At 52.2% G+C, this 13,072-nt stretch carries 13 protein-coding genes; all 13 read right to left on the bottom strand.

Going from position 1 to position 13,072, the window contains the following annotated elements; genetic code table 11:
* Position 1: 1 nt before the first annotated feature.
* The 13 genes from V8N38_RS21935 to V8N38_RS21995 all read right to left on the bottom strand — a co-directional run bounded on the left by V8N38_RS21935 (position 2) and on the right by V8N38_RS21995 (position 13,070).
* A complete protein-coding gene (locus V8N38_RS21935) occupies positions 2–1,276 on the bottom strand; it encodes an STY4528 family pathogenicity island replication protein (protein WP_147840439.1) in 1,275 nt (424 codons plus the stop codon).
* A 113-nt stretch (positions 1,277–1,389) separates the two neighbouring features.
* On the bottom strand, positions 1,390–1,653 hold the full coding sequence (locus V8N38_RS21940; RefSeq protein WP_147840440.1) for a hypothetical protein: 264 nt from the start codon (positions 1,651–1,653) through the stop codon (positions 1,390–1,392).
* Complete coding sequence (locus V8N38_RS21945) at positions 1,650–2,279, bottom strand: DUF2857 domain-containing protein (RefSeq protein ID WP_060558267.1); 630 nt, start codon at positions 2,277–2,279, stop codon at positions 1,650–1,652. The genes V8N38_RS21940 and V8N38_RS21945 overlap by 4 nt, the downstream gene beginning before the upstream one ends.
* Positions 2,272–2,493 carry a hypothetical protein gene (locus V8N38_RS21950; protein ID WP_147840441.1) on the bottom strand — a complete coding sequence of 74 codons (222 nt, stop codon included), beginning with the start codon at positions 2,491–2,493 and terminating at the stop codon, positions 2,272–2,274. Before V8N38_RS21950 ends, V8N38_RS21945 begins: the two co-directional genes overlap by 8 nt.
* Entirely contained in the window at positions 2,490–3,212 is a 723-nt protein-coding gene (locus tag V8N38_RS21955) for a DUF2786 domain-containing protein (RefSeq protein WP_147840442.1), read from the bottom strand. The genes V8N38_RS21950 and V8N38_RS21955 overlap by 4 nt, the downstream gene beginning before the upstream one ends.
* The gene (locus V8N38_RS21960) at positions 3,212–4,948 is read right to left on the bottom strand and encodes a ParB family protein (RefSeq protein ID WP_147840443.1); all 1,737 of its coding nucleotides are present in this window, start codon (positions 4,946–4,948) and stop codon (positions 3,212–3,214) included. The genes V8N38_RS21955 and V8N38_RS21960 overlap by 1 nt, the downstream gene beginning before the upstream one ends.
* Positions 4,949–4,950: 2 nt before the next feature.
* Positions 4,951–6,300 (bottom strand): SPI-7-type island replicative DNA helicase, encoded by a 1,350-nt coding sequence (dnaB-PI, locus tag V8N38_RS21965; protein ID WP_147840444.1) that lies wholly within the window; start codon positions 6,298–6,300, stop codon positions 4,951–4,953.
* Positions 6,293–6,958 (bottom strand): hypothetical protein, encoded by a 666-nt coding sequence (locus tag V8N38_RS21970; protein WP_147840445.1) that lies wholly within the window; start codon positions 6,956–6,958, stop codon positions 6,293–6,295. The genes dnaB-PI and V8N38_RS21970 overlap by 8 nt, the downstream gene beginning before the upstream one ends.
* Positions 6,955–7,872, bottom strand: coding sequence for a ParA family protein (locus V8N38_RS21975; RefSeq protein ID WP_147840446.1), 918 nt, complete (start codon positions 7,870–7,872; stop codon positions 6,955–6,957). The genes V8N38_RS21970 and V8N38_RS21975 overlap by 4 nt, the downstream gene beginning before the upstream one ends.
* A 1,237-nt stretch (positions 7,873–9,109) precedes the next feature.
* On the bottom strand, positions 9,110–9,526 hold the full coding sequence (locus V8N38_RS21980; RefSeq protein WP_072265500.1) for a ParB N-terminal domain-containing protein: 417 nt from the start codon (positions 9,524–9,526) through the stop codon (positions 9,110–9,112).
* A 7-nt stretch (positions 9,527–9,533) separates the two neighbouring features.
* Positions 9,534–10,718, bottom strand: coding sequence for an aminotransferase class V-fold PLP-dependent enzyme (locus tag V8N38_RS21985; protein ID WP_060441031.1), 1,185 nt, complete (start codon positions 10,716–10,718; stop codon positions 9,534–9,536).
* The gene (locus tag V8N38_RS21990) at positions 10,687–11,847 is read right to left on the bottom strand and encodes an ABC transporter substrate-binding protein (protein WP_060422633.1); all 1,161 of its coding nucleotides are present in this window, start codon (positions 11,845–11,847) and stop codon (positions 10,687–10,689) included. The genes V8N38_RS21985 and V8N38_RS21990 overlap by 32 nt, the downstream gene beginning before the upstream one ends.
* Positions 11,844–13,070 carry an MFS transporter gene (locus V8N38_RS21995; RefSeq protein WP_147840333.1) on the bottom strand — a complete coding sequence of 409 codons (1,227 nt, stop codon included), beginning with the start codon at positions 13,068–13,070 and terminating at the stop codon, positions 11,844–11,846. The genes V8N38_RS21990 and V8N38_RS21995 overlap by 4 nt, the downstream gene beginning before the upstream one ends.
* Between the last annotated feature and the right edge of the window lie 2 nt (positions 13,071–13,072).

Consider the following 13,072-nt stretch of genomic DNA (forward strand, 5'->3'; position numbering starts at 1 on the left):
CTCATTTTTTTGCCCGCATCATTTGCTGGCGTAATTTGGCAACAACACCGCTTACATGGTCCCGCGACGCCAGGTGTTGACGGACCGGACCTATTGCTTTTGCTGGCGCCGCAGAGCAAGGTATTTGGCGTCGCGGTACAGGCCCGGCAGGTTCTGGGGATTTTGCACTCGCATACAGCTCACCGTTTCGGGCGCGCTTGATGACCGCCAGCAGCCAGCCAGTGGGGTTATTCAGAGTGCCTTTGGCCATCGCCTGCTCAAGACTCTCCAGCACCTGACGGGCAACCTCTGCAGGCAATGCCTTAAGCTGGACGCCAATCTGCCGCTGATCATCCGTCGCGATGATGTTCTGCAGTTCGGCCGGCAACTCAGGTACGTACGTTGTTTTATTCACACTCTGTGTGAAAGAACGTACGTTACAGTTCGGTTTCGTTGATGCACCGTAAGTTACTGATTTCACCATGAGTTCGGAAAGCGAACCCGGTGTTTTGCCTTCCTGTTTTACACTGGGTTCGGTATCCGAACCGGGCTTAATTTGACTTAGTTCGGTATCCGAACCCGGAGATTTTTTACTGAGTTCGGCGTCCGAACTGGGGATATTTTCCTGTCGTTGAGACACTCTGGCAGCCATCTGTTGTGGGGTTTGTGGCGACCCCAGCCGTTCAGCAATCGCCGCCATCTGGGAATGCTGATGACGCATTGTCGGGTCATGTTGAATATCGGTCAGTACCGACCAGGCCGTCTGGCTGACGGTGCGGTTTTTATGCGCACAGCCCATGGCGACCGTATCCAGCCAGGTCGGATCCAATGTCTCCGCATCACGGGCCGAGAGTGGTTCATCGTGTTGAGCATAGATATTCCCCCTCACCCGCCCTTTGTCGTCACGTACACGCCGGCACAAACTGAGCCAGCCGGTCAGGCGTAACATCAGCAGCACGCGGCTGACGGTCTCGCGAGACGCCTTACCATTGAACGGCGAGGCAAGCTGCAGCTGCAGCTCGTCATAGGTCGGGAACACGGCGCCCTGATTCTGTTGCGCGTACAGGCGGATCATAATCCACGCAGTTTTATCCAGCGGTGACAGACGGGTGTCCAAGAGCAACCGGCGGGGGATGGAATCATGTACATTGCCCATGTACAGCAGACCGCTGCGCAGATTCGTGACATCGGGGCTCCCCGCGTGCTTTTCCGCACCTATTCGCTCCGCCAGGCGGGCATTCATTTGTTCGAGCGTAAAGGTGATCAGGCTGTCATCAGGTGTGTTGTTTATGCTCATCGATTTTGCGTATCCTTTTACGCTGCCCCCGCCCACAGGGCGAAGGCATCAAGCGGTTGTTGGCCTAACGGCACTCAGGCCTGTACCCGACATCAGGTACAGGGTGAATGTCATCACTTCCACAGTTCGTTGTTGTAGCGTTCATGGGTCAACAGCTCCCAGTCATCACCACTGTTTCGGCTGAGCAGTCGCCAGCTGGTACCGATATCAATCTTCATCCAGGCACGCACGGGGGCGTGCTTGCCTTTAACATGAAGGTGCTTGTAATTACGTTCCCCGCGGCGGAAACGCCTGACCTGCTCCTTCGCCTTTCTCTGGCAGGATGGTGGCGCCGAACGGGGGACCTGCAACCCCGGCATTAACATCACGGGCTTCATGCCAGCCTCCTTGTATTTCCTCCCGGCGTAGCGCGTGGCGTACGCACCGCCTGAATGGCTTTTCTGGCCGTTGCCGTCTGAGGGGCATCGAAGCTGCGGACGGCGTGCCAGACAGCCGTCAGAGAAACATCCATCTGTTCGGCGGCCAGCATCATGACGTCCAGTCCATCGGCACTGGAGGCGTCATCGATGTCGGCTTTTTGCCACTGGCGCCACAATGCCGCGTTCTCGTCGTCGCTGAGCGCTGCACAGCGCCCCTGGCGAATGTTGATACCGGTCATGCGTCGGCGGGCTGCAACTTCAACGGTCGAGAGGCCAAAATAGTGCTGCATCATTTCGATAGAGCCTCCCAACGCCAGTGCACGGTCAATCCGCTGCATGCGCTGCTGCTCACGGCGCGCATGTTGCAGCATCAGGGAGAAATTCTCGTGATGGATTTGGAAGGTCAGCACCGATACCGAGCTGTTCATGAGGTAATGCAGATCTTCAATGGTCAAACCGTGCAGCAGTTGCATCTCCTCCGTGGTCAGCCCCAGAGATTCACAGCGGCGGATATAGCCTGATTTAAGTTCCATCACGAGTTGAGTGAGCAGGCTGTTCGTCGCCTGAGACAAGCTATTACTCATAGTGAAGCCCCCCGATTTTTGAAAAATATCTCGAAAAAACAGCAAACAAGCATGCCAGCAACACCATGGAAACGAACAGAAATGGCAGCGCTGAAATGAAGTTTTTGCCCTTGTCCTTAAACCACGTTCTGGGATCAGGAACGTTGCCCATACCCAGAAGCAGGAACCAAAAAACGAAGGTCTGCATTGTGAGAAGGTACAAATAAGGGTTCATGAGTTGCGTCCTCCCTGATAACCAATGCCAGTGTTCACAGCCCCCTGAACCCCCTGGTGTAAACGGGCGTTCTGGCCTGCTTCGTATCCACGTAAACGGGCAATATCATCACCGCGGCAGGTTTTCGGGGCGCGCGTTTGCAACTCCCCCATCTTTTGGCTTTCCAGCCAGGTTCCCATCAGCTCGCATTCCTGTTCTGTCACGGTAAACGTCGTGATGACTCTGCGAACGCCGGCAACCCAGCCGGCACGAAACTGCTCAGCCCGGGCACGCCGCGTGCTCATTTTCAGGCGCTTATTCTGGGTTTTCAGGTAGTCTGCAGTCGCATCTTTCAACTGCCGGCTCAGCACATCGAACGCATAAGCAGCAACGGCCGGCCGCTCACTAAAACCGTAGAACGTCACGTTGCGACGCGGGCCCGACGCGCTATCCCGCCAGGAAAAATACAAACGGCATCCAAAGGCGCGGGCAATCGCCCACGCCAGCCCGGACATCCATTCAGGCAGTTTTTGTTTCGCTTCGGAAGGTGCTCCCTGGCTCGGTGCCGTCTGAATAGATGACAGGCTGGCTTCCAGCTCGCTGATACCGTATTTTTCCATCAGTTTTTGCGCCCGGGCTAACGCCAGCCCAGCCTCATGCGCATTGCTGTTGCTACGGGCCAGCTCAAGCAGTTTGCGCACCAGTTTCACCAGGCGCGCCTGTCGTTGCGAATGGCTCATCAGGCTGTCTCCTCTGTTGCAGATAAGTCACGCTGCAGTTCACGCAGGCGGCGTAAGACGCGAATAAGGCGCATCAATTTCACGGCATGAATATCGTCAAGCAACGGCCAGTCAGCCGCATTTTCCGAACCGATAAGGGCTTCATTGAGCGAGCTGGATGAGGCGCCGTCCGGGTTGTTGCCGGCAAGGGTCAGGAGTAACGCGGTGAAGCGAGAGGGACGTTCGGCAGTCAATGCGTAGCCGGCAGCCTGCAAGTCGGCTTTATCAGCTTTGATTTCAGCCTCGCAGCCCGCCACTTCGGCCAGCTCGAATGCTAACCGGAAGGTGATCACCTGCAAGTGTTCGATATCGTCCTGCAGGGCAGAAATAGCCCAGATGGAGGAGACCGGCTCAAGTCCTACCTCAGCGAAGGGCACCTCTGCAACAGGGGCTGCAGGCTGTGTTTCGGTATTGTTGTGAGGGGCGGTCGACTCATGAGCGCCTGGCAGAGGAGCTTCATTGACGGTGGTATGCTCACCGCCTAAAACCGTTTCAACGTCACCCGACAACACAGAAGGCGCACCGTATAAATCTGGCTGAGTTTCAACACGGCGTTCAGTTTGAGTTGCAGGCGTTTCCTCTTCCTGAGCGTTCTGTGATTTATCATCGGCATCCCCTGTTGATTCATGCAACGCGCTGTCCAGCCCCAAAGAAGTGCCTTCTCCCTGTACTTCAGGTACCGTCTGTCCGCCGGTATTTTCCTGCTGCAGTGCTGGCGCCAGTTCGACAGTATTGCCTTCGCCTGAAAGCTCAGGCGTTAATGCCGGTTCAGGCTCACCGAGGTGCTTGCGCCGGTTTTGCTCTTTGGGATCGAGCTCCAGTAGCCAGCGGTCATAATTGAGCAACGGGTGTGGCAACGCGTTGATGAGCGCACCAATCAACTCATCACGAAACATATCCAGCGAATAGTCCTCGGGCGAATCAAAATGGCTGCATACATCACCGAAAACGGTATCAAATGGCTGCTTTGGTTCTTGGGTAATACAGTGCTTCTGCCAGGTGGTTTCAGCATGAGATCGCATAGCCAGCAACTGCAGAATTTGTGGACGCCCCAGGCCTGTCTCCAATAAGTGAGGCATATAGGGATACAGGTACTGCACCGCATCCTCCATCCTACTGATACTGGAATTATGGACGGGGTAACCTTGTGCGGTAAGAAGTGTCGAGAGTTCACGCAGTGAGACGGCTTTCCCCAACTCCGCTTCATATAAAGCCCGGGCCTGTCGAATGCCAAACGCTTTTTCAATGAAGCTCAGATCACCACGCACCTCATTCTCGGCAAGATGACCAATCACGCAGGATAATCGTCCTGGCCAGGGCTTGAATACACAAGAGAAGCGATAAAACCGTTCTTCTCCCGTTTCCTGCCAGAGCTCGGAAAGAATGGCATAACGCGTATTGCCTCCATCACTGAAAAAATAACCCAGCTCTGGACGTTCCGGATCACGAGTCACCTTCGGTACCGTATCGAGACCTCGAGCTAGAATTGATGACTTAATTTCCTCATATCTCGGATTACGCGAGGTTCGTGGGTTATCCGGATTCGGGTTCACTTCATCCAGGGTCAATACCAACGGCATTTCACTGACGGGGGTTTCCGCCAGCACAGGGGCTAAAGGTTGCGTGCCTGCTGCAGTCTTGCCCTGCTGGAGCAAAGCACTGTTCAGATCTAGGATCTTGGGTTTAGTACGCGCCATGGTTACGCCCTCCCCGAGTATTGGCCATACTGACCATCATGGAGGTCACTGAACGCGGTGAATTGCCCTTCAAACTTGACGCGAACGGTACCCGTTGCGCCCTGCCGCTGTTTACCAATGATAATTTCTGCCGTGCCGGCATCCTCTGAGTCGGCGTAATAGACCTCATCCCGGTAGATGAAGGCGATCACATCGGCATCCTGCTCCAGCGCACCGGAGTCTCGCAGGTCACCATTAAAGGGACGTTTGTCAGCACGGCTTTCCAACTGACGGTTCAGCTGAGATAGCGCCACAACGGGACAATCAAGTTCTTTGGCCAGCGCTTTCAGACTGCGGGAAATTTCTGAAATTTCCTGAGTGCGGTTTTCCTGTCCAGGGCAACGCATCAGCTGCAGGTAATCGACCATGATTAAACCCGGATTACCATACAACCGGGTATAGCGCCGTGCCCTGGAACGCAGCAGTGCGGGGGTCAAATACGATTCATCGTCAATAATCAGGCGGTTTTCCAATGGCAACAACCGTTCCATCGCTTTGGAAATACGCGCCCAGTCTTCATCATCCAATTGGCCGCTGCGCAGCCTTGAAAGTTCAACCCGCCCGTCAACAGCAATCAGGCGTTGGAGCAACTGCTCGCGCGGCATTTCCAGGCTAAAGAAGAATGCAGGTTTCTCCGTGCCTCGAAGTGCGCCAGTGTAGGCGCTCAACGCAAAGGCGGTTTTGCCCATCGACGGCCGTGCGGCAAGCAAAACCAAATCCCCCGGCTGCAAACCACACGTCATCATATCCAGCTCTGAGAAGCCGGTCGGGGTGCCTGTGATCCCATTACCGCCACTCACCGTCTCCAGATAGGTCACGACAGCATTCAGCCCATCGGTCAGGCTGACATTCTGCTGTGACAGTGTGTGCTCCGAGAGCTGGAACAATTGCTGTTCTGCCCTTTCGGTCAGGGCGGCAGAATCTGCACGAGGATTGGCAGCATCAGCGCTCAATTCACGCCCGAGCTGCAACAGGCTACGCAGTCGACTGCGTTCAGCGACTATCCCGGCATAGGCGACAATATTGGCAGCGCTCGGTGTGTTTTTAGACAACTCAGCCAGATAGGCAAAACCGCCGACCTGCTCGAGCTCACCATTTTGTTCCAGTGACTCATGGAGCGTGATCAGATCAATCGGCTGCTGAACAGCCATCAGACGAGCCATCGCCTGGAAGATTCGGCGATGTACCGCCAGATAAAAATCACGATCTCCAATTAATGGAAGAATGTCATCCCAACGCTCGTTATCCAGCATCAAGCCACCGAGAACGGCCTGCTCGGCATCTGAAGAATAAGGAATATGCATATCAACCATGGCGCACCTCCGATCCTTCACCGTCAGTTGTTAACGGGTGCCCAAGAAAAGTCGGGCAGCAAGAACAGACACCCAACCCAGTTTCACGATTGACCTTGAGCCAACTGCATGGTTTGCTGTTTTTATCCAGGCAAGCATGGCCATCTGTACAACCGCACCCTACGCAAGTTGCCTCTTTTAGGTGAGTATTCTCGGCATCGGCGCCACAGATGTGCTCAAGAACCGCGGTGGCCTCATACGGAGCCTCGGCCATTTCGTGAAGACATTCAGCATCATAGAAGCTGGCAGCATGATTGGTTTTTGCCATCATCAACGCATGCATTTTCAACATGCGGCGCAGCGCATTCTCCGTGGTTTCCAAATTACGGTTAAGCACATTGACGTAAGCCAGTAGCTGTGGTGCTGCAGCGGCCAGATAACCATTAGCCCGTTGCTCCTCAAGACTCACATCACGGCTCCCACCGTTATCCGACCAGTGCTCAAGCCCAAGTTTTTCCCAGTCTGGAACAATCGCGACATTAGGGATTTCCACATGCTCGAAGCCGTTGACATCCACGACAGTGACGCCATCGCTATAGAGTTCAAGAACCTTCCAGGGTGCAGGTGCGGCTAACTCGCGCTGTTCATTAAGAAAGGTCACTAGCTGTTCAATATTCATTGATTTACCTCCAGACGCAGAACGTCGAAGTCGGCAACCCAGTGAGGGAACAACTCGCAGGCCAGCTCATACATAGTGTCCGCAGCAGCGAGCGTTGATGTGCGTGTGGTGGTTCTTTCAAGACGATGAACAGGTTGGCCGGAAGCATGCCCCATTTTGTAAATTTCAAGCTTGGGGATGATGGTGTCGAGAAGGGAGACGTCGAAGGTATCTGCACGCAGATACTGCCCGTTATCGATAATGCCGCGCAGACTGTTCAGGGTCTGCCAATCCAGATTCGTGTACTCCATGCAGTTCGTCAGAATACGGATACGCGGTAACGCAATACCGTAGCTGGTCAGCGGCAATAATCCTTCCATCAACCCCAATGTGCCACGCAGAAACTCACGCGTATCCGGCAATATAGGCTTGATAACACCGACAGCGAACTCCGTACTGGCAACCAGAATCAGTTCTAGCATCACAGACGCCGCGCCTTTGGAGTCAATGATGATGACGTCGTACTCGTTGAACAAAGGGTGCTGCAGAACATTCTTCAGCCGCATACGACCATCAGGGGCATGCAACATGGCAGAAGATAAACGGTCGTGGGGATCGTTGGAAACGATGACATCGAGATTAGGGATAACAGAACGGGAGATGATTTCTTCGGGTTGGTTGAGATCGACAGTCTTCATCAACAGTTCATACAAACCGTTGGGGGCTTCATATTCCAGGGAGAAAATGCTGCTTGCGGTGGGTTGGGAGTGGTCACCATCGATGAGGAGAGTTTTTTTACCTGCATCGGCAAGGAAGCCGGCAAGGTTGGCGCTTTGAGTGGATTTACCTTCGCCCCCTTTGGTTGAGACCATAGGGATAACGCGAGGCTTAGTACTGTTAGAAACAGTAGCGGCTTTTGTGACGATATTTTCCATGTGTACACTCGAATAAAGTATTCGATGAGTACAAATTCGATGCAGAAACTAATTTCACACTGCGATAATTCAACTTGCTAGCGAAGAGAGGATTGAAAATCCCCGTGTCCTTGGTTCGATTCCGAGTCCGGGCACCATATTTAGAGAACCCAGCCTATGGCTGGGTTTTTCGCTTTCTGGAGTACGGACTCTCCATCGAACTACGTTCGATTATTCGGCCAAGGGCCTCACCCTACGGGCCAGCGCTAAAGCGCTGTTCAACCCGGCGCAGGCGCCGGTTGTCCGAGTCCGGTCGCCCTATTTAGAGAACCCAGCCTATGGCTGGGTTTTTCGCTTTCTGGAGTACGGACTCTCCATCGAACTACGTTCGATTATTCGGCCAAGGGCCTCACCCTACGGGCCAGCGCTAAAGCGCTGTTCAACCCGGCGCAGGCGCCGGTTGTCCGAGTCCGGTCGCCCTATTTAGAGAACCCAGCCTATGGCTGGGTTTTTGCTTTTCAGGGACAGGACTCTCCATCGAACTGCGTTCGATTATTCGGCCAAAGGCCTCACCCTGCGGACCAGCGCTGAAGCGCTGTTCAACGCGGCGCAGGCGCCGGTTGTCCGAGTCCGGGCACCCTATTTAGAAGAACCCGCCTATGGCTGGGTTTTTGCTTTCTGAGATACGGACTCTCCATCGAACTACGTTCGATTATTCGGTCTGAAGACCTCACCCTGCGGGCCAGCGCTAAAGCGCTGTTCAACCCAGCGCAGGCGCCGGTTGTCCGAGTCCGGGCACCCTATTTAGAAGAACCCGCCTATGGCGGGTTTTTCGTTTTCTGGGATACGGACTCTCCATCGAACTACGTTCGATTATTCGGTCTGAAGGCCTCACCCTGCGGGCCAGCGCTAAAGCGCTGTTCAACCCGGCACAGGCGCCCGTTGTCCGAGTCCGGGCACCCTATTTAGAATAACCCGCCTATGGCGGGTTTTTCGTTTTCTGGGATACGGACTCTCCATCGAACTACGTTCGATGATGCGGCCAAGGGCCTCGCTCGGAAGAAGGCAAAGTGCAGCGCGTGGTCGATCTGCGGCCGCGCTGAGGCGCAGTACATACATAGCGGGACATCAGCAACGTCCTAAGCTCGAGGATTGGCTCAATGGCTGAGTGTCTAAAAGCATCCGCTGCAATGCTCTCGTGCAGAACTATTCCTACAAAACGGACTCCGGCATTGATCGCGACCAGAGCCGAGAAGAACTATATAGTTAATGAACGTATACCGAATAACTGTTTGAGCTGAAAATCAACGGCTGGAAGAACCGGTGAAAATAAATGACGAGTGGTTTTATACGGAAAAATTTTTCCCTGGTTTACTATGTGGTCTCTGATTTTTAACGGGCAGAAGGGCTCACCATTATTCCAGTCGTGTACTCTCACGCGTACATCAGTATAATCAAGCAATATACAAGGAAGGTACATTAGCCCAAGATTATTGGCCACACGATATCGATGGTTGCCATCCATAATGATCCCCGTGTGCTTTTCAATGGGAACGGGTGTTATCCATTTTTGGCAACGCGCTATCTCCTCTGTTAATGCTATAACATGTTCCATATTGACCTCTTCAGAGGGACGGATCAAGGCAACTGGGTGTAATATTACCTCATACTGCATGTTCACCTCACCTGAAATTTTCAAGGGCATTAAGTAAGATATCTATCTCATCTTCACTGTTATACGCATGAACGGATGCACGAACGACTGACTCCAGCCCACGATTTCGCATGTCAATGAATGTCGAACTAAATCGAGAACATGAGACATTAATTCGACGTGGTTGAGCCGATAGGTATTCCTTAACAGATTCAGCTGTTTTATTTTTAACTGTAAATGTAACTATTCCTGATAGATTATCTCCTTTATCCTGTAACTGAACGTGCGTTATACATTTCAGGCCTAAGCGAAGTTGCTTAGCCAACTTAAAAATTCTTTGCGTTACTTTATCTTGCCCTAACGAAAGCGCATATTTCGCGGCAGCCCCCAGGCCAAGCCTGTCAGCGATATTTGCCTCCCAGCATTCGAATCGTCGGGCTCCCTCGCTAATATGATAACTCTGCTCATCTATAAGTCTTGCAGCATGGTGATCAAGCCACACCGGTTCAATATTCGAACTCAGGGTGCTGTCCATCCATAAAAAACCCGTACCGCGTGGAGCTCGCAGGTATTTACGCCCTGAGGCTGTTAACACGTGGCACCCAATTTTTTGGACATCAAGTTGTAAATGTCCAATACCCTGGCAAGCATCAAGGAAAAACCACACGCCAGCATCACGAGCAAGGGCGCCCATTTTTTCTACCGGCTGTATTGGTCCCCCATGAGTTCCCAGTATTGGGAGGCTGATTAATCTGACCCGAGGGTTGCCAAGGGCATGTTGTAATTGCTTCAGACAAACAGCCCCCTCCTCATCCGCTTCCAGAATGTTGATCTGAATGCCATCACGTTTTTGTCGTTGCAGGTAAGGTATATAATTACCTGCATATTCAGTGGTCGAAGTCAGGATGATATCTCCAGGGCGCAAGGGAAGAGAGTAGAATGCGATGTCCCAGGCCCGGGTAGCATTTTCCACAAGCGCGATATCTGCAGGCTTTGCCTGGATCATTTTCGCCAGATAACCATATATATCACTAAGCCATTGGCGCTCACTCTCTGCGGCTTCATACCCACCGAGGGTAATTTCTTTTAAATAGTGTTCATGCACAGCCTGTATAACCGGGACAGGCATTAAGCTTGCTCCTGCATTGTTAAAATGAATAACATGCTCAGTCCCTGGCGTGTCAGCGCGGAGTTGTGCCAGACTTAACGTCATGGTTATTCTCCTCTTTTTTCAGGCTTACCATATACCCGGATTGATACGGAACGGGAAGAAATTCCTGATGCATACGACGGAATGTGTCATCAGGGGCCAGGTCCGCGAATAATTGTGGATGTATCCATCTGGCGAGTTGCTGGATGGCAATAACGTCATACGGGCTGTTGTAGAACTGATGCCAGATGGCGAAAAATGCGCTATTACGGCGGGCAGTGCTATCTGCATAAGCTGGACGGGTGGTGAACCATGCCAGCTTACGCCTGGACTCCTCGATATTGACGCCCGGTCCGAGAGGGATCCACCTTCCGCCAGGAACGAAGGCCTGAAAATTCCCGCTGGTGAGTATGACGACATCAGGATTTGCAGCTATCACCTTTTCAGGATTTAGCGTAAAAAATGAACCGGGAGCAAGATTGGCTGCGATATTGTCTCCTCCGGCTAATTTAACAAAACGCCCAAAGCTCCCCTTTCCAAAGGTCATACAGCATTCTTCTGAATAACCTCCAAGACGTTCTAAAAATACCTTTGGCAATGGCTTCTGTAATTTTAAAGTCCTGGATATGACGCGTTGTAACTCACTATCGCGAAACTTTAAATAGGCTTCAGAGCGTTCCGATTGACCAAATAACTCGCCAAATAGTTTCACTGTAGGAGGAATATGTGCAATAGGGTCATACCGAAAATCCACATAGACAATTGGGATACCCGCACTGGCAAGTGCGGCTTCATACCCTGAGTCAACAATGGCATTTCGCGCATCCATATTCATGATGATGACGTCAGGTTTCAAATTAATAGCCTGTTCGATATCGAAGGTCCCTTGCTCGCTGCCTCCAAATGTCGGGATTTTCTCCAGTTGTGGAAACTGTTGCCGGTACTGCTGCCATGTTGCCGGATCTGACTGTATTAAATCTTTCCGCCAGGCCACTATCCTCTTGGCAGGATTTTCTTTATCAAGCATTGCGACCAGATACAGTTGGCGCCCTTCCCCAAGGATGACACGCTGTACCGGTAATTTGATGTTAACGGTTCGGCCAAGGAGATCGGTTACAGGCGTCACCGTCTGTTCAGCATGAGCAACTGATGAGGTTAACAATACAATAAAGAGCACAAGTCGTAATATCATTTTTCATAACCTATTTTCTTGTTGAATTCCCTTGAAGAACGGCTGATTTTTAACGTAATCATTAAAGTCATGGAATACATGACCACAACGCAAAGAAACAACGCTGACAACCCCGGCCAGAGAAGGACTACGCCCCCCAAAGCAATACCTATGATGGAGGCGAACTGGCTGATGCTCTGGACCACCCCCAATATATACCCTTGCATACCTTCGGCTGTTGTGCGCGAAATTAATGCGGTAAGCACAGGCGTGGTTGCGCCAAGGAGAATTCCCCATAAAAAATAAAGCCCGATGAACCAGCTGGTTTCCCTTACTGTAGCCAGCAGCAGTGTTACCAGGATACATCCCATGATGATCCCCACCATTCGGTAGAGCGTGCTGGCTATATCGTGCGCTTCAAACCATCTTGCCCAGAGAGACGCTGATACAATCACTCCCGTAGCCTGTAATCCATAAGCTAATCCTGTTAGCCAATTAGGGGCATTGAACACCGTGCTGACATAAAGAGAAAAAGGCGTTTGCGTAATCATGCGGCTCATTAATAACAAGCCAAGAACCGTCAGTAAGCCAACAATGACGCCATTGTTGATTCCAGTTGGAGTCCTTTTCTTATCTTTTGAATGAACAGCTGAAGTAGACGAGACTCCATGAGGAGCATCAGCAGGTAATATGAAAAGAACAATCAGTGCACATAGCGTACAAATAATGAATGCGCTGACGTTTATCCAGAAGAAACTCAGTAGATCGAGAATGGCTCCCCCGATAATCGCCCCTGCCAAAGAGCCTGCGTTGGTCGACACCTGCAACCAGGCAAAAAGTCTCGTACGCTGTGCCGCTGGCACCATTGCAATACCATAGGCCTGCGCCGGCGCAATATAACCCGCACAGGTACCCTGTAAAAAACGTAAAATAAGCACCAGCCAGACGTCATTGGCGAAAGCAAGCCCAAGTTGCGTTAATGCCAGGCCCATCAGTGCGCGGATCATCATGACTTTATTGCCCGTTATGTCGCCTACCCGCCCCCAGAATGTGCTGGTTAGCATAACGCCAAGCATCGGTGCTATATACACCCCTGTGCCAGCGATGCTCAGTAGTTCTGTGGACGTCATGCTTTCGATATGAAGCGGCCAAAAAGGGCCGCTCATTTCCATCGCTCCCATCGAAAGCAGTTGCACGATAAACAGAAACTGGACAATAAAAGTCACACTGCCCGTTACGCGCATCC

The organism is Serratia nevei (assembly GCF_037948395.1).
Lineage (GTDB): Bacteria > Pseudomonadota > Gammaproteobacteria > Enterobacterales > Enterobacteriaceae > Serratia > Serratia nevei.